This window comes from Candidatus Defluviilinea proxima, assembly GCA_016721115.1.
Taxonomy (GTDB): Bacteria; Chloroflexota; Anaerolineae; order Anaerolineales; family Villigracilaceae; genus Defluviilinea; species Defluviilinea proxima.
The window spans coordinates 2824505-2848270 of sequence record JADKIW010000001.1; the positions used below are offsets into that span (position 1 = coordinate 2824505).

19 protein-coding genes and 1 tRNA gene are annotated in these 23766 nt (G+C 48.6%); 16 read left to right on the forward strand and 4 right to left on the reverse strand.

Translation table 11 applies throughout. The annotated features are described in order from the left end of the window. Positions 1-51 precede the first annotated feature (51 nt). Positions 52-1491: an NAD(P)-dependent oxidoreductase gene (locus tag IPP66_13140; protein ID MBK9926224.1), complete on the reverse strand. Its 1440-nt coding sequence runs from the start codon at positions 1489-1491 to the stop codon at positions 52-54. Between the two features lie 249 nt (positions 1492-1740). On the opposite strand from IPP66_13140, the gene IPP66_13145 reads away from it, so the two are divergent. The 14 genes from IPP66_13145 to fdhF all read left to right on the forward strand — a co-directional run bounded on the left by IPP66_13145 (position 1741) and on the right by fdhF (position 18493). Then, positions 1741-3009 (forward strand): efflux RND transporter periplasmic adaptor subunit, encoded by a 1269-nt coding sequence (locus IPP66_13145; protein MBK9926225.1) that lies wholly within the window; start codon positions 1741-1743, stop codon positions 3007-3009. 10 nt (positions 3010-3019) lie between these two features. Next, positions 3020-3712 (forward strand): ABC transporter ATP-binding protein, encoded by a 693-nt coding sequence (locus IPP66_13150; GenBank protein MBK9926226.1) that lies wholly within the window; start codon positions 3020-3022, stop codon positions 3710-3712. Next, the gene (locus IPP66_13155; GenBank protein ID MBK9926227.1) at positions 3709-4965 is read left to right on the forward strand and encodes an ABC transporter permease; all 1257 of its coding nucleotides are present in this window, start codon (positions 3709-3711) and stop codon (positions 4963-4965) included. The genes IPP66_13150 and IPP66_13155 overlap by 4 nt, the downstream gene beginning before the upstream one ends. Positions 4966-5117: 152 nt before the next feature. Further along, positions 5118-6059: a hypothetical protein gene (locus IPP66_13160; GenBank protein MBK9926228.1), complete on the forward strand. Its 942-nt coding sequence runs from the start codon at positions 5118-5120 to the stop codon at positions 6057-6059. Positions 6060-6138: 79 nt separating this feature from the next. Next, positions 6139-7635, forward strand: coding sequence for a carboxypeptidase M32 (locus IPP66_13165; GenBank protein MBK9926229.1), 1497 nt, complete (start codon positions 6139-6141; stop codon positions 7633-7635). A gap of 66 nt (positions 7636-7701) precedes the next feature. Continuing rightward, positions 7702-8634, forward strand: a complete 933-nt coding sequence (locus IPP66_13170; protein MBK9926230.1) for a hypothetical protein — start codon at positions 7702-7704, stop codon at positions 8632-8634. Positions 8635-8694: 60 nt separating this feature from the next. Beyond that, positions 8695-8768 (forward strand) — tRNA-Pro (locus IPP66_13175). Between the two features lie 106 nt (positions 8769-8874). After that, positions 8875-9696 carry a class II aldolase/adducin family protein gene (locus IPP66_13180; GenBank protein MBK9926231.1) on the forward strand — a complete coding sequence of 274 codons (822 nt, stop codon included), beginning with the start codon at positions 8875-8877 and terminating at the stop codon, positions 9694-9696. Between the two features lie 243 nt (positions 9697-9939). Continuing rightward, the gene (locus IPP66_13185; protein MBK9926232.1) at positions 9940-10377 is read left to right on the forward strand and encodes a CBS domain-containing protein; all 438 of its coding nucleotides are present in this window, start codon (positions 9940-9942) and stop codon (positions 10375-10377) included. Positions 10378-10414: 37 nt separating this feature from the next. Continuing rightward, positions 10415-11923 (forward strand): amidase, encoded by a 1509-nt coding sequence (locus IPP66_13190; GenBank protein ID MBK9926233.1) that lies wholly within the window; start codon positions 10415-10417, stop codon positions 11921-11923. Positions 11924-11980: 57 nt separating this feature from the next. Next, positions 11981-13705 (forward strand): NAD(P)H-dependent oxidoreductase subunit E, encoded by a 1725-nt coding sequence (locus IPP66_13195; GenBank protein MBK9926234.1) that lies wholly within the window; start codon positions 11981-11983, stop codon positions 13703-13705. 20 nt (positions 13706-13725) lie between these two features. Continuing rightward, positions 13726-15486, forward strand: coding sequence for a DUF4173 domain-containing protein (locus IPP66_13200; protein ID MBK9926235.1), 1761 nt, complete (start codon positions 13726-13728; stop codon positions 15484-15486). Positions 15487-15508: 22 nt separating this feature from the next. Continuing rightward, positions 15509-16210 carry a (2Fe-2S)-binding protein gene (locus tag IPP66_13205; GenBank protein ID MBK9926236.1) on the forward strand — a complete coding sequence of 234 codons (702 nt, stop codon included), beginning with the start codon at positions 15509-15511 and terminating at the stop codon, positions 16208-16210. A gap of 33 nt (positions 16211-16243) precedes the next feature. After that, positions 16244-18493 (forward strand): formate dehydrogenase subunit alpha, encoded by a 2250-nt coding sequence (gene fdhF, locus IPP66_13210; GenBank protein ID MBK9926237.1) that lies wholly within the window; start codon positions 16244-16246, stop codon positions 18491-18493. A gap of 49 nt (positions 18494-18542) precedes the next feature. On the opposite strand, the gene IPP66_13215 is transcribed toward fdhF, so the two are convergent. Then, a complete protein-coding gene (locus IPP66_13215) occupies positions 18543-20363 on the reverse strand; it encodes a DUF262 domain-containing protein (protein ID MBK9926238.1) in 1821 nt (606 codons plus the stop codon). A 386-nt stretch (positions 20364-20749) separates the two neighbouring features. After that, positions 20750-21478, reverse strand: a complete 729-nt coding sequence (locus IPP66_13220; protein ID MBK9926239.1) for a hypothetical protein — start codon at positions 21476-21478, stop codon at positions 20750-20752. 265 nt (positions 21479-21743) lie between these two features. Between IPP66_13220 and IPP66_13225 the strand changes: the two genes are divergently transcribed. Continuing rightward, positions 21744-22376: a hypothetical protein gene (locus IPP66_13225; GenBank protein MBK9926240.1), complete on the forward strand. Its 633-nt coding sequence runs from the start codon at positions 21744-21746 to the stop codon at positions 22374-22376. 61 nt (positions 22377-22437) lie between these two features. Further along, positions 22438-23025, forward strand: a complete 588-nt coding sequence (locus tag IPP66_13230) for a YigZ family protein (GenBank protein MBK9926241.1) — start codon at positions 22438-22440, stop codon at positions 23023-23025. Between the two features lie 84 nt (positions 23026-23109). Here the strand turns inward: IPP66_13230 and IPP66_13235 are convergent, their stop codons facing one another. After that, a complete protein-coding gene (locus tag IPP66_13235) occupies positions 23110-23763 on the reverse strand; it encodes a hypothetical protein (GenBank protein ID MBK9926242.1) in 654 nt (217 codons plus the stop codon). Positions 23764-23766: the final 3 nt, after the last annotated feature.

The following is a 23766-nucleotide window of genomic DNA, read 5'->3' on the forward strand; positions in this document are numbered from 1 at the left end:
GTGTTTTGTGAGGTGTCCCTGCTGTTGCCTGCCCTCCAGCAGAGGTTAATTTCAGCTTTTGTTTTTCAAGTACTCATCAATCGCCCACGCGGCTTTGCGTCCGCCGACCATGGCAGTGACAACGAGATCGGGTCCAGTGGCACAATCGCCGCCAGAGAATACACCCTCACGTGATGTTGCTCCTGTTTTCTTGTCTGCTTTGATAAGACCCCAGTTATGAGTCTCGATGTCAGGTGTGGTCTTGCCGATGATGGGGTCGGGCCAATATCCCAGCGCAAGGATGGCAGTATCGCAGGCCACACTAAAGTTCGAACCTTCCACGGGTACAGGTTTGCGCCTGCCTTTGGCATCAGGTTCGCCTAATTTCATTTCAATACACTCCACTGCGGCGAGCTTTCCATTTTCACCGGGGATGAATTTTACAGGTTGGGTAAGGAAGCGATACTTTGCACCTTCTTCTCTTGCAAGTGTGCGATCCTTTTTTCCGCCGGGCATTTCTTTTTCTGTACGGCGATACAGGCAGGTAACTTCTTCTGCACCAAGCCGTAATGCAGAACGCAGGCAGTCAGAAGCTGTGTCACCGCCACCAATTACTACGACGCGTTTGCCCACTTCAAGATGCTTTCTCATTTCTTTCGGGAGCATGCTCGAATCCACGTTGGCGCGGACGAGGAAATCTGTCGCTTCGAATACACCAGGCAGATCTGTGCCGGGCGTGTCTTCCATCTTTGCATCGACTTCAGAGCCAACGCCTATAAAAACTGCTTCAAAGCCTTCGTCAAAAAGGTCGTTAATCATTTTGTCTTTTCCGATATAGGTATTGGGGACGAACTTTACGCCTGCACGCTCGAATTCCTCCCACTTTTCCTCCCAAACATCTTTTGGAAGTTTGAAATTCGGGATGCCGTAAACGAGTAAGCCACCCGGCGCAGGTTTGGATTCGAAGATCGTTACCTCGTATCCTCTTTGGACGAGTTGGTCGGCACAGCCTAAACCAGCTGGTCCGGCCCCGATAACGGCCACCCGCTTTCCCGTTGGAGGAGCGAGCGGAATTACATGTCCCATGTGACGGCGTTTATAATCAACAGTGAAAGCCTCGAGTTCGCCGCATAGAACGGGTGTATGATGTTTGTTGAGAACACAAGACCCCTGGCATAGTGCCTCGTGTGGGCAGACGCGTCCACAAACTTCTGGCAGGGAACTGGTCTTGTGATATAAATCTGCGGCTTCTGCGAAACGTCCCTGTTCGATGAGCCACATGGCTGATGGAATATCATTGCTGGTGGGGCAGGCGACCATGCAGGGGGCAGGATCTGGGCAATGGATGCATCGTGATGCTTCAACCATTGCGCGTTCTGGGTCAAATTCAATGATGACGCCGTCGAAGTCGCAGGTCCGTTCCTCTGGAGAGCGCAGGTCAAGATCAAAGAAGGGCATATTGGCCCTTGCTTTGCGGTCAATGACGAGGGTCTCACTCGGTATAAACTGCATGAGTTTCTCCAGAGTTTGTTATGGACGAAGACTTCAAAATAATCATACCAAACATGGTCTGCGTCTATAGGCTTGAATGTCACCAAACTAGACGACAATCGTCACAATTGCGAAATATAAGACTTTCGTCAATGTAATGCTTGAAATTCATCGTCAATTCATATTTATGGGGTATAAATTCGGGCTGAATATTTTGTGTGGATATTACGTTTAACATTTAACGAGGCAACCCCTCGTGGAGGCAACAAAATGGGTAATTTTCTAAAGAAAAATCGAATAGTGCTGATATTGCTCCTTGTGGTCATTATCGTGGCCGGTGTGTTCTTCGTGAATAAAAGCAAGAACACCACCACGAATACAGGATTCCAGACCGCAACGGTCAAACGAGGCAATTTGACAGCAACAATCGGTGCAACCGGAACGGTCCGAGCCAAACAGAGCGCTGTTCTGATATGGCAGGCCGCCGGGACCGTGGACACGGTCAATGTGAAGGTTGGTGATAATGTCCCCGCTGGCTTTGTGATGTCCTTCCTTTCCAAGACATCGCTTCCGCAGAGCATCATTCTGGCCGAAGCAGACCTTGCCAGTGCACAAAAATCGCTGGATGATCTTTTGAATTCTGATACATCCCGTGCGCAAGCTGTGATCGATTTGCGTAAGGCCAAAGATGCCTACACCAAGGCATATAACTGGCGCCGCGAGTTGGACAAAAATCGCATCACGATCAAGGAAATTGAGTACAAAACATTTTATGGAAAAAAATTCCCTATTGAGACCGAGAAAAAGGTTTGGGCTGATGAAACCACCAAGCAAAAGGCACAAGAAGACCTTGAGCTCAAGGAAGCCAGACTAAATGATGCCCAACGAACGTATGACCTATTAACTAGCGGCAACACTGTAGAGATCGCATCAGCTCAGGCTCGGGTAGATGCGGCGCAGGCTACCCTGAATCTGTCACGTGTGATCGCGCCATTCGGCGGAATTGTGACTGAAGCCTATCCTCTCTCCGGCGATCAGGTCAGCGCGGGGGCAACCGCCTTCCGCGTGGATGATCTTTCCAGTTTGTTGGGGGATGTGGAAGTCTCTGAAGTAGATATCAACAGTGTCTCAGTAGGTCAACCTGCCACGCTTTCCTTTGATGCTATTTTAGGTAAAGAGTATCACGGAGAAGTAGTCGAAGTTGCGAAGGTAGGTACGAATACAGGCGGCGTTGTCAGTTTTACTGTTACTGTTGAGTTGACAGATGCCGATGAATTTGTGAAACCCGGTATGACCGCCGCAGTTAATGTCGTGGTCAAACAAGAGAATGACGTTTTGCTGGTTCCCAACCGTGCAGTACGGTTAGTGGATTCTGAACGGGTTGTATATATTCTTGTAAATGGTCTGCCCCAGCCGGTCAAAGTTCAACTTGGTTCTTCATCGGGCGTCGACAGTGTCCTTATCTCTGGCGATATCAAAGAAGGTGACTCGATCATTTTGAATCCACCCACCGTTAATGGTGGGCCGTTCGGAGGCTAATATGGACTGGGTGATCGAAGCGCGTAACCTGGTAAAAACGTACAAAATGGGCGAGTTTGACGTTCAGGCGTTGCGCGGTGTTTCGTTTAAGATCAGGCGTGGTGAAGTTGTCTCCATTATGGGACCTTCCGGCTCTGGCAAGTCAACCATGATGAATACACTTGGATGTCTGGATAGACCGACATCTGGTGAATATATCCTGGATGGTGAGTCGGTCGGAAATATGAATGATGATCAACTTGCCAGCGTTCGCAACCGTAAAGTTGGGTTTGTTTTTCAAAGCTTCAACCTGCTTTCACGTCTGACAGCTTTGGGAAATGTTGAATTACCTTTACGCTATGCAGGTATCACAGAAGGACGACGCGAGCGTGCGCAAGCGGCCCTTGAAGCCGTGGGCTTGAAAGATCGCATGACACATCGTCCTTATGAACTTTCAGGCGGTCAACAGCAACGTGTGGCTGTTGCGCGTGCCATTGTAAATGACCCTGCCATGATCATGGCAGATGAACCAACTGGAAACCTGGATTCCAAAGTTGGAAAAGAGATCATGAACCTTTTGCTCAACCTCAACAAGGACCGTGGCACGACTCTGGTCATTGTTACACATGACCCCAATATTGCGGCACAAACCCAACGCGTGATCCGCTTGCGCGATGGTGAACTGGAATCGTCCGGTGAAGAAACGGAAGGGATGACACAATGAGTTTTGCACAGGCCCTTCTCGAAGCCATTGAAAGTTTGAATGGCAATAAAATGCGTTCAGGCCTCACAGTGCTTGGCATTGTGATCGGCGTTGCCGCTGTGATCGCCATGTTAGCAGTGGGTAATGGCGCTCAGGCGTCCATAACGGGTTCCATTAGCAGTATCGGCACGAACCTGTTGTTCGTGTTCAAAGGTAGTGCAGATGGCCCAGGTGGACCAGGCGGCGGTAACAGAAGCGGTAACAATGATCGTCCTCTCACTCTTGCAGATGCAGAAGCGATCGCTGATCCATTTGCTGCGCCTTCTGTGGCAGTTGTTGCCCCTGTGATCCAGGGAAATGGGACGCTTTCATTCGGCGGCGAAAAATCTACAACAAGAATTACCGGCGTGACGCCGGATTATTCTTCCGTGCGTAACCTCGAACTTGCCGAAGGTGATTTTGTCAACCAAGAGCACATGCTTGGACGGATGTCCGTTGTGGTGCTCGGACCAGATGCGGCAGATGCACTCTTTGGTCACCATGATGGAGTTGTTGGCGAAACGATCCGTATAGAAGGGCAACCTTTTCGTGTGATCGGCATTTTGGTGGGGAAAGGTGGAGGCTCGTTTGGTAGTGAAGATGGTGATGCCTACATTCCCTTCACTACTGCGCAGGCACGTCTTATAAAGCGTGCCTCGAGAGATGAAATCGATGTGCTCTATGTACAAGCCACTACTGCGGAAGCGGTACCGAGCGCATCAGAAGAGATCGCAAATATTTTGCGTCAGCGTCATCGTACGCCTATTGGTGCTGATGACTTTACTGTTTTCACGCAACAGGATTTCCTCAAAACATTTGAAACGATCACAGGTGTGTTGACCATCTTCCTTGGCGGTATTGCAGGCATTTCACTGTTGGTGGGTGGTATTGGTATCATGAACATCATGCTTGTGTCCGTTACAGAACGTACTCGCGAGATTGGTCTACGCAAGGCATTGGGCGCTCGCAAGAAAGATATTTTGCTTCAATTCCTTACTGAGTCGTCGTTGCTTAGTTTTATAGGAGGCATTATTGGCATCATGTTTGGCTGGCTCATTGCTTTTGCAGTGGGGCAGGTTGCCAAAGCAACGGGTAATAATTTTGTACCCATCGTAGGAACAGATGCTATTCTGCTTTCAACGAGTTTCTCAGCGATCATCGGCCTGTTCTTTGGGATTTACCCAGCCAGCCGAGCCGCAAACCTCGAGCCAGTAGAAGCTCTCAGATACGAGTAACAAAAACAGGTCACGTTTGAAGCGTGGCCTGTTTTTCGTCTTATGCAAGACCTGCAATTTGTCCAATAATCCCCAACGATTGTCACTAAACAATTTGTCCAAACAGGTTTAAAACTGGGACAATTTCACCATAAAAAGGATAAAATATCGCCATGACTACATTCAAAGTTCTTATTACTGATGGACTTGACGAAAGCGGTCTGTCCATATTGCGTGCATCAGCTCAAGCCGATGACCGCAATAATATTTCAGCGGAGGACCTTCTCAAAGAGATCCCTGCCTATGACGGTCTTATCGTTCGCGGTCGGACCAAGGTAACTGCTGCCGTTATGGAAGCCGCTACCAATCTGAAAGTGATTGGCCGCGCCGGTGTTGGCGTGGATAACATTGACCTCGAGGCCGCAAAGAAAAAGGGCATCACAGTTGTCAATGCACCAGTGTCCACAACATTGGCAGTTGCCGAACTGGCATTTGGCCTGATGCTTGCGGTTGCCCGTGAAATTCCTCGTGCTGATGCAGGATTGAAACAGGGTAAGTGGTTGAAGAAGGAACTTGAGGGCGTTGAGTTGAATGGAAAGACACTTGGCGTTATTGGTTTTGGCCGTATTGGTGCAGAAGTAGGCAAGCGCGCCACTGCCTTTGGTATGACTGTTGTGGCTTATGATCCGTTGATCGCGGCGGATGAGATCAAGCGCCGTGGTGCAGAACCCCTGACACTTGATGAATTGTATGCTCGTGCAGATTTCATCACACTCCACTTACCGTTGACAAAAGACTCGCGTGATCTGGTGGGTGAAGAAGCCTTCTCCAAAATGAAGAAGGGCGTTCGAATTGTCTCTGCCGCACGCGGTGGTATCATTAACGAACCTGCCCTCGTTGCAGCGTTGAACAGTGGCAAAGTGGCAGGTGCTGGTTTGGATGTGTTCGCAACGGAGCCGCCCGGTTTGACAGATGTAGTTTCACACCCGCGTGTGATCGGCGCTCCGCATGTTGGCGCACAGACCGTTGAGGCACAGATCCGCGCTTCCGAAGATATCGCATCTGAGGTATTGGCTGGTTTGCGTGGTGAAGCCCTGCGCTGGAAGGTTGCATAATCCTATAATTCGGGATAGCATTTCCAGCGGCATAAATTCATACACTGGGATTGCTATCCCGTTCACTATAGGAGAATGAATGAGTGAAAAATTAAATCAATTAAAGGAACTTCTGGGGGAAGTTAGCGATATTGGCAAGGCCGCCGCTGTATTGGAGTGGGATCAACAAGTGAACATGCCACCCGGTGGCAACGAAGCCCGCGGACAGCAGATCGCTACATTGAGCAAGATCGCACAAGAAAAATTTATCACCGACGAGATCGGCCGCTTGCTGGAAGACCTCAATGCGGAATACGCCGGCTCTGATTCGGACGATGCCATCATGGTCCGTGTGGCGGCTCGTGACTTCGACAAGGCAAAACGCGTTCCTCCCTCTTTTATTGCGGAGCAGGCTGTTGTCTCGTCGAAAGCGTTCGAAGCATGGGTGGAAGCCAGAAGCAAATCAGATTTCTCCATCTTTTTGCCGCACCTTGAAAAAGTTGTAGAGCTTGTCAGACGCTACGTCTCGTTTTTCCCTCCTGCCGACCATCCTTACGACACTCTGCTTGATAACTACGAACCTGGCATGAAGACAGCTGACGTCAAGGCGATCTTCAATGGCTTGCGCCCCAAACAGGTGGAGTTGATCAAGGCCATTGCCTCTGCCAAGCAAGTGAAGGACGACTTCCTTTATAAGAAGTATAACGAAAAGAAGATGATGGATTTCGGTGTGGATGTTGTGACCAAATTCGGTTACGACTGGAGCCGAGGCCGTCAGGATAAAGCCGCGCATCCTTTTGAAACCACTTTTGATGTGGATGACGTCCGTATCACGACTCGTTTTGAAAACGATAATCCCACTGCTACGTTGTTCAGCACCATGCACGAGGCCGGACATGCCATGTACGAACAGGGTGTTAACCATGCATATTCCCGCACTTCGCTCGCAAGTGGAACATCACTGGCTGTGCACGAATCGCAATCTCGCATGTGGGAAAATCTTGTAGGGCGTTCACTGCCTTTCTGGGAGCATTTCTTCCCCGCCTTCAAGAAAACATTCCCTGCGCAATTGGATGGTGTCAGCCTCAAGGCTTTCTACAAGGCCATCAACAAGGTTCAGCCCTCGCTCATCCGTGTTAATGCCGATGAAGCTACTTACAATCTTCACGTCATGTTGCGCCTTGAACTTGAGATCGCAATGGTTGAGGGCAGTGTTGCCATCAAAGACCTACCCGCACTCTGGAACACCAAGATGCAGGAATACCTCGGCGTCACGCCTCCCAACGATGCAAAGGGTGTCTTGCAGGATATTCACTGGTCGGGCGGTTCCATCGGTTACTTCTCTACTTATGCGCTCGGCAACCTCGTTTCCGCGCAACTTTGGGAGAAGATCAACAAAGATATCCGCGACCTCGATGACCAGATCCGTAAGGGTAACTTCAGCGAATTGCTTGGCTGGCTTCGCAAGAACATTCACCAACATGGCCGTAAATATGAGCCGCAGGCACTCGTTCAAAGTGTGACCGGTTCAAAGATCACCTTCGAACCTTACGTCCGTTACCTGACGAAGAAATACAGCGAGATCTACGGACTATAATTTCAAAATAAGCGCGTCGTACTGGATCAGGATTTGACGCCGTGCGACGTGCTTTTTATTTAATCAATGAAACGTACACTCCTCCTGCTCGCCTCGCTTCTCGGACTGATAGTTGGTTGCTCCTCACCGGCTCAATCCGTCCCGACAAATTATCCTCCTGAATATCTGCCAACAGTGATTGCGTTGACCGCTGGTGCTATTGCACAAGCCACCAACGATTCGGCGGCAACCGCCACTTACGTTGCGTCCGTTCCAACGGAACCTCTTGTTCTTCCCACCCTAACTCCCGAACCGACTCTTAGCCCCACACCTGCACCTACATATACACCAACGGCCATTCCCGGCCATTCGATCTCTGCCATCCAGATCCTCGCGCCGGGACCAATGTCCAAGGTGGTTTCACCGATCAGCCTCAAGATGAACATTATCTCTGGCGCCAGTAAGCGCGTACAAATTGACCTGTTCGGTGAAGATGGACGTCTACTCGCGCGGATCGTAAAACGTAATGTGCCTACATCCACCGATGGCCTCTTGCAGACTGCCAAGATCCCGTTTGAAATACCTGCAACAGCTGAAGTGGGTCGTGTGACTGTAACTACGTTCGACAAGGCCGGTAGGATCCAATCACTCAACTCCGTCCGTGTGTTGTTATTGTCTTCGGGTGTGAGTGAGGTCAATCCGCCGGGGAACCCATCTGAGCCTGTCGGTGTGATCAAGCCTGTAGTTGACGAATCAGTTTCCGGCGGCGTTCTGAGCGTGAGTGGAGATGTGTGGCCTTTCAACCTTCAGCCGGTCATTCTTGAGTTGATGGACGCTGAAGGGAAATCCATCGGTTTGCGAATTTTGAATGTGGAAACGATCAACCCGCAAAAATTCGAAACGACCATTCCATACAAGATCACAGAAGCTACATCGGCGCGCCTTGTTGTTCGACAGGATGATGACCGTGTGAAGGGTTTGTTTTACTTATACAGCCAGGAAGTATTGCTCAACCCATAACTTGCCAAAACAAATTGCAATGGTATAATTCGCACGCTTTCCCCCAAAAGGGGACCGTACCGGGGTGTGGCTCAGACCGGTAGAGCGCACGGTTCGGGTCCGTGAGGTCGAGAGTTCAAATCTCTCCACCCCGACACAAAAAGCAAAGCACGTTCACCGCCTAACCCGAAGGCGGTGATTTTTTTAATCACAAGAAATAGGTACAATTGATATTCATCTTGCGAATTAAAAAGGTTTGATATGGCAGAAAAAATTTCATTGGATCTTGAATTTTTACTTTCTCAACTTGCTCTGGCAGGTAAACGACTTTCCGATGTAGGTGCGGCCGAAGGTGCTGCGGGAAATGTATCGGTGTGTGTGCGCGGGGCGTTGGATGTGCTGGACATATTTCCACAGGTTACTGAAATTACGTTACCTGTAGACGCTCCAGAACTGGCTGGTGCAACGATCATTGTTACAGGTTCTGGCAGACGGCTTAGAGAGATCATCGATTCGCCAACCAGTAATCTGGCGTGTATCGTTGTGAATGAAGGCGGCAAAACAGGGACGATGTTCATAGCGAAAGATTGTCCGTTCAAGCGGGTGACGAGTGAGTTCAATTCACATCTTGCGATTCATCATGACCAGATGCGCGCCCGTGATATACAGTTACATACCGTGCTTCATGCCCAGCCTACGAATCTCACATACTTGAGTCATATCCCTGCGTATCAGGATGAGAACTATTTCAATCGACACCTTTTTCGTTGGCAACCCGAAACGATCTTGAGCATTCCGCAGGGAATGGGTATGTTGCCCTTTATTGTCAACGGTTCGGATGAACAGATGACCGAGACCGTACGTTCCATGCGAGAGCATCCACTTGTGGTTTGGGCGCGGCATGGAGTGGTATCACGTGCGGATAATTCGGTTTTGCACGCTTTGGATTTGATCGAATATGCGGAAGCGGCGGCTCATTATGAGTCCTTGAACCTGTCCACCGGCGAAAAGGCCGATGGCCTCAGCCCGGAACAGGTCCGCCAGATTTGCGCAGGGTGGGGGATTACGCAAAACGTTTACTGATTTGCGTGTAGGCAAGATAGTGGGTTTAGAGTTATAGATGGGAAGGGGTTATGTCATTGATCGTTTGCTATTTCTTATAGCGATGTATAAAGCGGGTTTTGCATGCCAAACGGGAAAAATCGACTTTTCGAGGCTGAATCAGGTGTCGGTTAAGGATGATGCGCAGGACGTTCGTCGCTTGTCAGAGAACCGATTTGAGTCTATACTTCGCGTAGTTCCACAGACATCAAAAAGGAGGCTGGTATGACGAATTTGCGTGATATCGTCCGAAAGAAGGGGAAGAGTGTGTTTTCGGTTACGCCGGATACAACAGTGTTTGAGGCTTTGAAGATAATGGCCGATGCAAACACTGGCGCGTTGCTCGTGATGTCTGGGGATAAGGTGCTGGGGATCGTCTCGGAGCGGGACTTTGTGCGCCGGGTGGATCTTCACGGCCGTTCTTCCAAAACGGCGAAGGTGGAGGAGATCATGACCTCCAAGGTTTTGTATGCGCAGGCCGACCAATCTGTAGAAGAATGTGTGGCGGTAATGATCGATAAGAGTATCCGTCACTTGCCGGTGTTCGAAGGGAATGACCTGATCGGGTTGATCTCGGCCCGTGATGCATTGAAGGAAATGGTCGACGAGCAGAAATTTATGATCTCTCAGTTGGAACACTACATAACTGGCGGGGGACGATGATCCCGCTCGTATTATTTATTTCACAGGAGCGAGTGGGATGATCTTACCGGAATGGACGATCTCTGAACTTCAAGAAAAAATGGAAGCGGGGGAATTGACTTCGCATCAGATCGCAGAGTTGTATCTTCAGCGCATTGAGGCCGTGGATAAGAATGGCCCATATATCAATTCGATCATCGAGTTGAACCCTGACGTGCTTGATATCGCCGATACGTTGGATGCAGAACGAAAAGCGGGTAAGGTGCGCGGCGCATTACACGGAATCCCTGTTTTGTTGAAAGATAATATTGATACACATGACCGCATGCAAACGACAGCGGGCTCTCTTGCATTGGAAGGGAACATCGCCGAAAAGGATGCGTTCATCGTGAAGCAATTGCGCAAGGCGGGAGCGTTGATCCTTGGCAAGACCAATTTGAGCGAGTGGGCAAACTTTCGTGGCAAGCCTTCTGTGAGTGGATGGTCTTCACGTGGCGGGTTGACACGTAATCCTCATGCGTTGGATCGTTCGGCGTGTGGATCTTCGTCTGGTTCAGGGGCTGCGATCGCGGCGAATCTTGCGGCGGTGGCAGTTGGTACGGAGACAGATGGTTCCATCATTTGCCCAGCGCAGACGAATGGTATCGTTGGTATCAAGCCAACGCTTGGTTTGTTGAGCCGCAGTGGAATCATTCCCATTGCGCACAGCCAGGATACCCCCGGTCCCATGGCACGGACAGTTGCCGACGCGGCTCTTTTGCTTGGGGCGATGACGGGAATTGATTCTGCTGATCCAGCCACAAAGTTAAGCAAGAAGCGGGCTTTGTCCAATTATGCAAAGTCTCTTGATTACGATGGGCTCAAAGGCGCACGTATCGGTGTGGCCAGAAATATGGCGGGTTCAAATCCAAAGATCATCAAGATATTCGAGTTGTGCATTGATGTGATGAAGAAATTGGGCGCGGTCATCATTGACCCGGTGACAGTCCCTAACTTTGATAAATTCAGCGCGACCGAATTGGATGTGTTGCATTACGAATTTAAAGCGGACCTCAACAAGTATCTCAAATCACTTGGTGATGAAGCCCGTGTGCATTCGATGGAAGATGTGATCCGCTTCAACGAAGAAAATGAAAATCGTGTAATGCCCTACTTCGGACAGGAACACATGATCGCCGCGCAAGAGAAGGGTTCTTTGCGCGAAAAGAAATATACGGATGCGCTTGCAAAGAATCTGCGACTGACCCGCAAAGAAGGAATCGATGCGGTGATACGCAAGCACAAATTGGATGCCATCATTGTGCCCTCAGGCGGCCCGGCCTGGGTGATCGACCTCGCGAATGGTGATGCGATCAATTGGGATATGGAAAGCACATCACCTGCGGCCGTGGCGGGGTATCCGCACATTACCGTCCCTGCCGGATTTGTTTTTGGTTTACCTGTCGGCATCTCCTTCTTTGGCAAAGCATGGCAGGATGCTGAACTGATCAAGTATGCGTATGCGTTCGAACAGGCCACCCAGTATCGCAGACAACCACGTTATTTACCGACCGCAAATTTAACATAACCTGTTTGTCTTGCCCTGCGCCCTGTTTCGGACTCACTTTTAGCAAATGGAGCAGGTATGACAGATGCAAAGAACGTCGCTCTCCAAACTGCAATCGAAACCTATATTCCTTTGGGCCGCTCAGGGCTGTTGCCAGCCTTGCATGCGGCTCAAACTTTATATGGCTGGATCTCTGAACCTGTTGCCGTAGAGATCGCAAAAGCTTTGCACGTTCCACTTGCTGATGTTTACGGGGTTATCGAATTCTATTCCCTCTTTTATGATATACCAACCAGTAAGCATGTCATCCGTGTATGTACGGATATAGCATGCGGCATCAAAGATGCAGACGGAATTTTAAATTATCTTTGTGCTCATCATGGATTGAAACCCGGTCAGACTCACGATGACCTGTCTCTCACCATTGAAGCGAGTCCATGCCTTGGGCTTTGTGATCAGGCGCCAGCGTCTTGGACGATGGACAATGGACAATGGACGATAAACGATGCAAGTGCTGATACGTATCGTCCACGGTCTATGGTCTATGGTCAAACACGTTTATTGACCGCCAACTGCGGCAATGGCACAACGTCGCTGGCAAAGTATGGAAAATATTCAGCACTCACAAAAGCATTGGGAATGAGACCTGAAGAGATCGTGAACGAGATCAAGGCTTCGGGTTTGGTCGGGCGTGGCGGCGCGGCATTCCCAACAGGGGTCAAATGGGAAGGTGCGGCGAAAGCAGACGCAGACCAGAAGTATGTTGTCTGCAACGCGGACGAATCCGAGCCGGGCACGTTCAAAGACCGCGTTCTGTTGCTAGATGACCCACATCGCACCATCGAAGGGATGTGTATTGCCGCCTATGCCATCGGCGCGAGTAAGGGATATATCTACATCCGTGCAGAATATCCCTATATTCTCCCTGTACTCGAAAATGCATTGAACGAATCCCGTGAAGCTAATTTGCTTGGCGAGAATATTCTCGGTTCTGGCTTTTTGTTTGATATTGAGATCCGCGTCGGCGCTGGTGCCTATATTTGTGGCGAGGAGACCGCGCTGTTTGAGTCCATCGAAGGGAAGCGCGGCTTTCCGCGTATCAAGCCGCCCTTCCCGACGACTCATGGGTTGTTTGGAAAACCGACAGTCATCAACAATGTTGAGACTCTTTGTAATGTCCCATTGATCATTTCAATGGGTTCAACCGAATATCGTAAGATCGGCACAGAGAAATCGCCGGGGCCGAAGTTGTTCTGCGTTTCAGGTGACGTGGCGAAGCCGGGGGTGTATGAGATCCCATTTGGGATGAAGTTGCGCGAACTGCTGGAGATGGCTGGCCTCTCAACGGACTCTGAAACGGATAAAGGATTACAGGCCGTGTTGTTTGGTGGTGCAGCTGGCGCCTTTGCAACGTCTGAGCACCTCGATGTAAAAATGACATTTGAAGATTTACGCGTGGCTGGTTTGCCTTTGGGCTCTGGCGTTGTGATGGTCTTCGATGAGACACGCGACATGCGCGATGTGCTCAAGCGACTCAGCCATTTCTTTGCGCATGAGTCTTGCGGTAAGTGCTATCCCTGCCAGATGGGTACACAACGCCAAAAAGAAATCTTGAGTCGTATCGCAGGCGGCAAAACCCTGTCCGATGACATTCTCCGCTTGCAAGATGTCGGCTGGACGATGACGGATGCGAGTCTCTGTGGCTTGGGGCAGACGGCGGCAAGTGCGGTCTTGTCCGCGATCAAGTTGTGGCCGGAACTTTTTATAGTTGATCAAACGTCTAAGGTTTCAAATTCAAAGTAAATTAGGAGGTAAGTAAAGAAATGAAACCAGTAAAGAAGCAAGCCACAAAAAAGCAACCTACAAAGAAAGTCATTCAAAAAAAGAGATCCCCCAAAACTGTGGATGTTCCAAGGGAAGATGTGCCTATTCCTAAGCTTGTTCAGGAAGTTATGGCGACTCAACCTAAATCTGATCCTGAACTTGAAAACCCAATCTATAAAAATTCAAATGCGCTGTTAGTGATTGCTTTAGTTCTTGGTTGGATGTTCGACAATCTTTTCTGGAAAAAGGATATTGGCATCAATTTTCCTATATTTTTAGTCCTATGTTTGTTAGGTGGTGGTTATTGGCTGTTCTCAAATAAGATACGACCAGCAAAAAATAGTGTCTGGTTACTTGTTCCGCTCTTGTTCTTTTCCGTTTTTACGATTATCCGACAAGAGCCTTTAACTGTTTTTCTTGGCTTTACTTTTGCATTGTTTTCTGTTGGTTTGTTTGCAACGTCCTATATGGGCGGGCATTGGACGCAATATGGATTTGGGAATTACATAAACAAATTTTTTCTTTTGATTGGTGATGTGCTAACTGGACTTTTGCTATATGCCCCCAGAGCGCGTAAAGTTCAAATTGAATCTGTTACAGGACAAAAGAGTTTCACAATCTGGGCGTTACTGCGTGGATTGGCGATTGCCTTGCCGATCGTTGCCTGTTTTGGGTCCCTGTTGGCGGCTGGTGATGTGGTATTTGAGAGAAAGCTGGATGACCTTCTTAATCTTGAGGATCTTTCAGATAATATATTCCGTGGGATTTTGATATTGATCTATGCCTATCTGCTAGCTGGCGTGTTTATACATTCCGCATGGAAAAGTAAAGATGAAAAGTTGAATGGGGAACACATACCGACCGTCAAACCGTTTCTTGGATTTGCAGAGTCAACAGTTATTCTAGGTAGTGTGATTATTTTGTTCATCGCTTTTGTCGTTGTACAGTTTCAATATTTTTTTGGCGGTCAGGCAAACATTGGAGTTGATGGGTATACATATTCCCAGTATGCACGCCGTGGATTCAACGAATTGATTGCAGTGGCCTTTTTGAGTCTTATTTTATCGATTGTGCTGAGCACTATTGTCCGAAGAGAAATGGATACTCAAAAGAGAATATTCTCAGGGTTAAATATAGCTACTGTAGCTCTCGTTATGGTTATTTTAGTTTCAGCCTATCAACGTATCTCTCTTAGTATTTGGTGGCATGGTTTCTCAAGACTTCGCCTTTACCCACGTATCTTCTTAATATGGCTTGCCGTGTTGCTGATTGCTGTTGTTGCTCTTGAAGTGACGCAACGTCAAAGACACTTCACTCTTGCGCTGGTCTTTGCTGCTATGGGTTTTGCAGTATCCATAACATTGGTTAATATTGATGCGGCCATTATTAAACATAATGTTCCTCGCACTTTACAGGGCAAGAATCTGAATGTTGCCCATCTTGCTTCGCTTTCAGATGATTCTGTACCTGCTTTGGTAGATGAATTTCGTTCATCATCGTATCCAGAATGGGTGCATGAAGGGGTTGGGGCGGCTCTCGTATGTTATTTGCATTTTGATAATTATGACGATAGCGTGAAGGATTGGCGCTCTTTTAACTTGTCCCAATGGCAGGCACATAGTATGTTACAAGGAATTGAAAGAGAAATTCAAAATTATAGCGTTGATGCCAAACAACGATGGAATGTGAAAGTAAGAACCCCTCATAATGTATGGTATGAGTGTGAGGACTATGATGCTGCAAACGATAACGAGAATTGAGTAGTATTGCCAGGAGCAACTTATGGCTGAAAATTCGACACTATTTATCGACGAAAATGAAATTTGTGTAGAACAAGGCAAAACGATTCTGGATGCCGCACGTGAAAATGGAATTGACATTCCAACCATATGCTTTCACGAAGCCACCACAGCGAACGGACTGTGTCGCATGTGTGTCGTTGAAGTGGAAGGGATGCGATTGCTTCAGCCTTCGTGTATTGTGCAAGTTGCCAAGGATATGAAGGTGAAGACACGCAGTGAACGAATTGACCGTGCCCGCAAGACGATCTTGGAAATGCTGGCATCCACCATGGACTTGTCCGATGCGCCTGAGATTTTGACGATGATGGATGAATACGGCGCGAGCGCGGACCGCTTCCCTGATGCGGAACGACGCGAGTCAGAAGTGATCGAAGATAATCCGATGTTTATCCGCGATTACTCGAAGTGCTTGTTGTGCTGGCGGTGTGTGCAAGTCTGCGCGGAGGATGCGCAGTATACGTACGCGATCAATTTTGAGGGACGTGGATTTGAAACGCAGATCAGTACGTTCTTTGATAAACCCATCCCTGAAACAACGTGTGTGTTGTGCGGTCAATGTGTGGGAGTGTGTCCCACAGGTGCATTGAAGCCGAAGAGACAGTATTTATTGGAGCAAGGCATCTCTGCGGAAGATGTCAGCGTGATGAACACGGGCAGGAAACAACGAAAGGAAAAACGTTAGAACGTTTAAACGTGAAAACGTTTGGAGGCCCTTATGGTTGCTGAACTCAAACTTGATGAAAAGCGTGTTGTTGCAGACCGAGTTGTCACAACCACTTGTCCCTACTGTGGCGTGGGATGTAGTTTAGAACTGCACGTCAAGGATGATTTTATTTTCAAGGTTACGTCGCCGTTCGATTCGCCTGTCAATCATGGAAACTTGTGTGTGAAGGGACGCTTTGGGTATGACTTTATCTATCACCCCAAGCGCGTGACCACTCCTTTAGTGCGAAGATATTTGTTAGATGGCAAGCCGAAGCCAGATGGACGCGAACAGGTCTTTGCCGTCAGTCGAGACGGTAAACCGATTCCCGATTCCCAAATTTCCAATCTCTGGGATTGGGTCGAAACCGATTGGGATACCGCGCTGAATATCACTGCGGATAACCTCACACGCATTTACAAACGCGATGGTTCAGATGCGATGGCGGTCTATTGTTGCGCCAAGGCCACGAATGAAGATAATTATCTGTTGCAAAAAATGTGGCGGACGTTGTTCCGCACGAACAATGTTGACCATTGCACGCGCTTATGCCATGCGGGATCGGTAGTTGCGCTTCTAAAAGCAATAGGTTCTTCAGCAATGAGCAATACGGCTTCGCAAGTGATCCAAAACGATGTGTTCATTGTCACGGGGTCGAACACGGGCGAGAATCATCCCATCATTGCGTTGCAGATGAAGGAAGCGGTGCAGAAATATGGCGCGAAGATGATCGTCGTGGACCCGCGCCGCATTGACTTGGTGGACTTCGCCGAGTTGTGGCTGCCGCTCAAACCAGGGACGAATGTGCCTGTGTTCAGTGCGATGGCACATGTCATTGTCAAAGAGGGGTTGGTCAATCACGATTTTGTCGCGAAGCGCACGGAAGGCTTTCAGGATTTTATCGAGTCACTGGAAAAGTTCACGCCTGAATATGCCGAAGAACTTTCAGGTGTGCCTGCCGAAGATATTCGCAAAGCGGCGCGGATGTATGCCACGGCGAAGAACGGCGCGATCTATTGGGGTATGGGCATCTCACAGCTTTCACATGGGACCGCCAGCGCGATGGCGCTCATCCATTTGGCGTTCCTCACAGGGCATATCGGGCGCGATGGCACGGGACTGAATCCTTTGCGCGGACAGAACAACGTGCAGGGCGCGAGCGACATGGGCGCGATGCCGTTCCATTATCCCGGCTACATGCGCGTGGATAACGAAGCCAACGCGGCGAAATGGGAGCAGACCTGGAACATCGAACCCGGCGGTCTCTCGCGTAAACTCGGTCTCACCACTACTGAGATTTTGAGTCATGCGCATGAGGGCGGTGTGCGGGCGTTGTACATCATGGGCGAGAACCCGATGATGTCGGAGCCGAATCTCAACGAGACGCGCAAGCACATGACGCATCTCGAATTTCTCGTCGCGCAGGATCTGTTCATCAATGAGTCGGGCGCGTTTGCGGATGTCTTTCTGCCTGCGACTCCGTTCGCGGAAAAGGATGGGACGTTCACCAATACCGACAGGCGAGTCCAACGGGTGCGGACGGCTCAACCGCCCCGTGGGCTGGCGCGTCCAGATTGGCAAATACTTTGTGATCTGGCGAGCAGGCTCGAGCGTAGATTGAAGCGTAGCTCTTCATCCAAATGGGATTATGAATCGCCGGAGGAAATCCTGCGTGAGATGGCGTCCGTCAACAAGGATTATGCGGGCGTGACATATGAACGCATCGACAAGGTCGGGTTGATCTATCCCGTGCCTGATATGGATCATCCTGGCACGCCGACGCTGTTCACCGAGACCTTCCCTAGCGGGCGCGGAAAATTCCACGTGCTCGATTATGTGCCCGTGATGGAGGAAGCCGATGACGAGTATCCGTTCATTTTGACGACGGGGCGGTTGCTCGAACACTGGCACGGCGGGACGATGACGCGCAACTCGGCGCTAAATGAGGCGTACCCCGAAGCGCGCGTGGAGATGCACCCCGCGGACGCGGAGATGCACGGCATCACGAATAACATGCCTGTGCGCGTGACGTCGCGCCGCGGTGAAATTGTTTTGCGCGCCACTGTCACCGAGAAGACGACGGTGGGCGTGGTGTTTATCCCGTGGCATTTCGCCGAAGCCGCCGCAAATTTATTGACGAACGACGCGCTCGACCCGCAGGCGTTGATTCCCGAGTTCAAGGCGTGCGCGGTGCAGGTGTTCCCGGCGAGGGAGGATGAGTTGGCGAATCCTGAGGTTGAGGTGAAGAGGGGGAGGTATTAGGGGTTTATAGAAAACAGAACCCCGAAAAATTATTTTCGGGGTTCTGTTATTAATTGGTAGTTTCTTCGAAGACAATTCCGTATCTGTTTATTATGCTTTGTCGAGTTTCGTTTGTGTATTTGTTGATAATGTCATATATTGCTTTGGCACGATCTTCAAGAAAGAGCTTAAATAGACCGTTATATGCTTCGTCTGCTATAAGTTCTTTTGGTATTTTATGACTTAGCAAACAGTTTGCCAAATTTTGATTTGAATATTGCTGAATTTCAGAAAGATAAGTCTGAGGTGGTTTCTTTCCGATTTTTATGTTGGTGATTTTGGGTATAAGTGTTCTATTGACAACACAGTCAGCCAATTGCTCTGCTTCCTCTTGTTCTATATCTAAGGACGGTGAATTATTAATATAGGCACTAGGGTATATGTGATGGTCGTCAAGGTTTGGTACATTGATTAATTTCTGTGAGCTGTTCCAATCCATTAAACCCTTTGACTCGTAGTTTAGTAAGTTCAATACACCTCTATAAATAGCGCTTGTTCGTTTTGAATAGCTAAATAGGTCTGCGGATTCTGCAATTAATGGTCTCATCCTATTGAAGTAGCCTCTAATATTTATTTTCTCATCATTTGCAATTTGAGTTAATGCCTTACTGTCTGCAATAATAATTTCATTAGACGAAGAACTGTATCTGTTTGAAAAAATAGAAGACCAATACCAAAACTCTAGAAACTGACGTTGTTCCTCAGTTATCTGATCGAAACCTTTTGTATGATGCCTGAACATCATTATTGGTATGACCATGTTTTCTGATGGCATCCAATCTTGGGACAGAATATAATGTTGACCTGATAAATAACTAAGGCTTTCTGCGTACAACTTACATACTTTGTCCCAGTGTTTGTTGAAGTCATCTGCATCGAGTTCGTCTAGAATTGCTTTTCGATCAATAGCCAACGCCTTCCCGTCTTCCACCCCGCAAATATATGCAATCGCGCGTACAACAATTTCTCTGTTTAGTTTCAATTTGTTTTGATCTTCAAACTCCTCAACTTTCTTGCGTAAGTTGAAACCATGATAAAGTTTGGCAGCCAAAATATCTGTGAAGCTTAATTGAATGCCGCGGCTATTACTGCGTTCGAAAAAGATGCAAAACTTATCTAAGTTCATGTCGAGCAAATAATACGCCACCATTTTTTGCTGCTTATAGAGATCGTTTAATTTTCTAATTGTTCGACGAAATATCTTTTCGCAAGCCCTCTTTCTGTTTAGTGTTTCGGAGTCAGTTGCACTTAATCGTTTCTTTGCAAAAAGCGTTTGACTAAATCGTTGATTGAAATCTTCATCTTCCTCAAGTTTTCCAGTTTCAACATCATATGCGTCTGAAAGTTTTATAGAAATAGATTTCTCACTTTCTTCTCCAGAAACCTCTTTAAAAATTTCTTCAAGTGGTTTATCTTTCGCCGCTTCTTCATCTAAGTCTTCATTTAATATAAGATAAACCGTATCTTTTCCAACGATTGCTCTATGGATAGACGTGATTCGCTGTTGTCCGTCGAGGACAACTTTTAAATTTTCTGTTTGGGTCTTTAATTTGATTTGTTCAGTAGAAAAATCATACGTTTTCAATTTGGCGTTACTCCCCTTGCCTCTTCTTGGTCTCATGTCAATTTCTCGCAATGTCATCCCGAACGATGGCTTGCCGTATATGATAGTGCCTATAAAAATATCTTTAATTAATGAGTCGAAAAGATCATATGTTTGCTCGAGTTCCCATCGAAAATCACGCTGAAACTCTGGGAGCATTATTGATTTTCCTTCAATTCCCTGTACGATATCTAGTAAAGATTCTGTTTGGCTTTGATTTTCATTCATGAGTAGCCTCCTACTGGTAATTTGGTGATGGAAACGGACTTTGCGATGCGTGTCATGACCTCACCCTGATTGTGACGATTGATCGGCGTGTTGGTTGGACCTATCCCCCCGCCCTTCCCAAATGGGAAGGGGGCTGATCGTTTGATGGGCTTGTTGACTTTCCGAGGATGAACTTTGTTCGAGGATGGTTTGGGCTTCTCCCCCGTGGGGGAGACGGGAGAGGGGTTTGTCTTGTGACCTCACCACTTCGACAGGCTCAGTGCGGCGCCTGTTTGTGATGATTGATCGGCGTGTTGACTTGTCCCTCTCCCGCGGGGAGAGGGTATGGAGTTGACTTCTTTTCTATATGCCCTGTCATAAATATTTCCTTGCGGAAGATTATACCGCTACCGCAAATCTTGATAACCGAGATCAAGCATCCACTGGCAGATGATGGGACCTCCAAATTCATCTGGTTGTGGCTCGCCATACGTTTCGATTGGCAGGCCGATGAATCCACGGAAGTAGCCAGATGGCCCGGTGAGTTGCTCTTGTGCAGCAGAGGAAAGTTCCTTGTCGCCGATCGCGATGGCGTGGATGTGATAGGCTGAGTCTTGATATAACTCTCCATAATCACGAAACCAGGCGGCAAAACCTGCCGTCCGCAGGGCGTGGATCATCACTGGGATATCATCCCATAGCACGGTGTACGTTCCGTACTGCATCACGGAAAGGTCCACTGCGCCGCCGCCCAGATGCGTGCCAAAGGATGCTGAACCGTTGTCGTGATAGCTTCCCTGTGTGATGGCGTATTCTGTGAGGTCGATCTCGCCACCGTATAGCTCTTGCGCATGCGCGAGCATGGACAGCGTGCGCTGATTCACTGTCCAGCCGTTGACATCGGCTCGTGCGTAATCGTCAGGCGGCTTCTGGCATCCTGTTGGCTCGGGTGTGGACGTCGATGTGGGAATTGTTGTCGCTGTGAGCGTTGGTGGAATAGGCGTTTGAGTGGCTGTCAGTGAAGGCGTGACAGGTGTCACGGTTGGGGGTGAGGCGGTAGGCACAAACGAGTTAACGCAAGCAACCAGAAACAGCAACGACAATAGCCAGATGAAAATAGTGTTCCGTGTTTTCATTATTTTTAGAAAGTATTTTGAAATTCGCTTTTAACCACAGATGAACGCAGATAAAAAGGATTTAAGAGTTCGTTGATGGCAGTTTATCTGAAAATCGGCGTTCATCCGTGTTGATCTGTGGTGTATTGAGTGGAGTAACATCTGCATACTTTTTGTCCCTTTTGATGAGATTATACTCCTCTGTCGATATTCGCCGTTGCGGCATTCATTCAATCAGGACTACAATAGCCTCAAGATCGAAATCAATTTCATCAGCGGAGGCACCATGTCTGATTTTGCGTTGGAAGCGTTGTCGCGTTTGCGGGATGGGAGTAATTTTCAGTGGTATGTGATTCCATTGCTGGCTTTTGTATTCTATGTCTATACTGTTGAAGCCGAGAAACGCAATTGGAATCTTGTATTGGCAGGTCTCGCCTTTTGGGGCGCGGACTGGCTGAATGAGATCATCAACAGCCTTGTGTTGCGTGGTACGGGGTACGCTCCCATTTGGGCGGAGCCAGGTCCCACCGCGTATCTCATTTTGGTTGGCTTGAATATTGAAACAATGTTCATGTTCGCAGTAGCGGGAATTATTTGGACAAAGATGCTGCATCCCGATAAGAACTTCAAATACCTTGGTATTCCAAATCGTTGGGCGGTAGCGCTCGGCGGTGCGGCCTTTTCTGTTCTCATCGAATACTTCCTCAACTCTGCCAATGCACTCACATGGGATTATGCATGGTGGAATCGTGGTACGCCGATCTTGATTTTTATTTTCGGATATTTGTGGTTCTTTGTGTTCTCCTTTTGGGTTTTTGATCTGAAAGAACTCAAACAAAAGATACAAGTCGTTGGCACGCTTTGGGCTGTGGATATTGTTGCCTTGATCGTGTTTGCAGGCTTCTTGAAATGGATCTAAAGATAGATTGAACGCGAGACTCTACTCTGTCCCTTTGACTGAAATTCGACGTGAGCTTATCGTGATAAATTCACGCTTCATTGCCACGCTCGCGCCTGTTTCCTCTGTCGAAGCCGCCCGCGCCTTCCTGACTCGTATCCGCCACGAATTTGCGGACGCGAGTCATAACGTCCCTGCATATATTATCGGCGGCGGAAACACCGTCACTGAATTTTGTTCAGATGACGGAGAGCCGAGCGGGACTTCAGGTAAGCCTGCTCTGGCGGTCCTACGCGGCAGTGGACTTGGCGATGTGGCGGTCGTGATAACACGTTATTTCGGCGGGACGTTGTTGGGGACAGGTGGGTTAGTGAAAGCATACACCGAGTCCACGCAACTCGTGGTCAATGCAGTGGAACGCGGACGAAGAGTCGCGGTTCATGTTGTGATGGTCGCCATTCCATACAATCTGCTGGAACGTATCCGATTGATGACAACTCGCAATCATGGGGAAGTGTTGGGTGAAGATTTCGGTGGCGACATCACGATGACCCTACAATTCCCAGTCGAGGCATTGGATGGGTTTCAGAATGAATTACGTGAATTATCTGCGGGGAAGATTCAGGCTGAAATGATCGAAACTAAAGAGACGGTTGTGAAGATCAGTTAAACACAAAGGACACAACGGTCACGAAGATAAAAAACCTTAAGTCTTAAACCTTTGTGTACTTTGTGCCCTTCGTGTTTAATGCACTTAATATTTCCGATTCCCGAAAGACTCATTCAAATTCGTGTGTAACACTTCTGCCTCGTATGCGCGGTCTGTGACCGGGCTGAGACGGGCGGCCATGCTCTTTGTGATGAGGGGGATGGCCTTGCGACCATAGAAATGTTTGTGATACACCTTGTTCGCCCCAGCTTCATCCCAAGCCCAGTTGTACCGTGTGTAGCGTGAAGCATCGAAGATACGAGTGTACCCTGTCAACACCTTGAATTGATGAATGCTGACGTAATGCTCGAAGTAGGTCATCACCAACTCGCGAATGTTTTTGTACACGGGCTCGCGAAAACCAAGGTTGATGTAGTTCGTCTTGGCGAGTGCGCCCCAACGCCCTTCGATCTGATAAAGCGCCAGCACATGATCGTCGTCCACACCGGGATCAGGCACAATGTCGATCAGAAGCGGTTTGAATCCAATGCGCCAAAGGCAGAGCGCAGCTAAAAATCCGCCATCGAGGCAGTGCCCTTGATTGTCCAACATCACATTGAGCGGAGAGCGGTCGCGCTCCTCGCCTTTGTACGTTATGCTCTCCAAATAGGTTTGGATAGCGAAGGGTGTATTGAGTTGGTTGAATTTCTTGCGAAGGTCTTTCGGGAGGTGCGATTGAAATTCAGCGATGAACGACATGAT

What these genes read in the sequence shown, in the direction of transcription:
- IPP66_13190 (MBK9926233.1), top strand. Translation starts at nt 10,415, where the DNA reads ATGATCTTACCGGAATGGACGATCTCTGAACTTCAAGAAAAAATGGAA.
- IPP66_13140 (MBK9926224.1), bottom strand. Translation starts at nt 1,491, where the DNA reads ATGCAGTTTATACCGAGTGAGACCCTCGTCATTGACCGCAAAGCAAGG.
- IPP66_13195 (MBK9926234.1), top strand. Translation starts at nt 11,981, where the DNA reads ATGACAGATGCAAAGAACGTCGCTCTCCAAACTGCAATCGAAACCTAT.
- IPP66_13205 (MBK9926236.1), top strand. Translation starts at nt 15,509, where the DNA reads ATGGCTGAAAATTCGACACTATTTATCGACGAAAATGAAATTTGTGTA.
- IPP66_13215 (MBK9926238.1), bottom strand. Translation starts at nt 20,363, where the DNA reads ATGAATGAAAATCAAAGCCAAACAGAATCTTTACTAGATATCGTACAG.
- IPP66_13155 (MBK9926227.1), top strand. Translation starts at nt 3,709, where the DNA reads ATGAGTTTTGCACAGGCCCTTCTCGAAGCCATTGAAAGTTTGAATGGC.
- IPP66_13180 (MBK9926231.1), top strand. Translation starts at nt 8,875, where the DNA reads ATGGCAGAAAAAATTTCATTGGATCTTGAATTTTTACTTTCTCAACTT.
- IPP66_13145 (MBK9926225.1), top strand. Translation starts at nt 1,741, where the DNA reads ATGGGTAATTTTCTAAAGAAAAATCGAATAGTGCTGATATTGCTCCTT.
- IPP66_13220 (MBK9926239.1), bottom strand. Translation starts at nt 21,478, where the DNA reads ATGAAAACACGGAACACTATTTTCATCTGGCTATTGTCGTTGCTGTTT.
- fdhF (MBK9926237.1), top strand. Translation starts at nt 16,244, where the DNA reads ATGGTTGCTGAACTCAAACTTGATGAAAAGCGTGTTGTTGCAGACCGA.
- IPP66_13170 (MBK9926230.1), top strand. Translation starts at nt 7,702, where the DNA reads ATGAAACGTACACTCCTCCTGCTCGCCTCGCTTCTCGGACTGATAGTT.
- IPP66_13225 (MBK9926240.1), top strand. Translation starts at nt 21,744, where the DNA reads ATGTCTGATTTTGCGTTGGAAGCGTTGTCGCGTTTGCGGGATGGGAGT.
- IPP66_13185 (MBK9926232.1), top strand. Translation starts at nt 9,940, where the DNA reads ATGACGAATTTGCGTGATATCGTCCGAAAGAAGGGGAAGAGTGTGTTT.
- IPP66_13165 (MBK9926229.1), top strand. Translation starts at nt 6,139, where the DNA reads ATGAGTGAAAAATTAAATCAATTAAAGGAACTTCTGGGGGAAGTTAGC.
- IPP66_13235 (MBK9926242.1), bottom strand. Translation starts at nt 23,763, where the DNA reads ATGTCGTTCATCGCTGAATTTCAATCGCACCTCCCGAAAGACCTTCGC.
- IPP66_13200 (MBK9926235.1), top strand. Translation starts at nt 13,726, where the DNA reads ATGAAACCAGTAAAGAAGCAAGCCACAAAAAAGCAACCTACAAAGAAA.
- IPP66_13160 (MBK9926228.1), top strand. Translation starts at nt 5,118, where the DNA reads ATGACTACATTCAAAGTTCTTATTACTGATGGACTTGACGAAAGCGGT.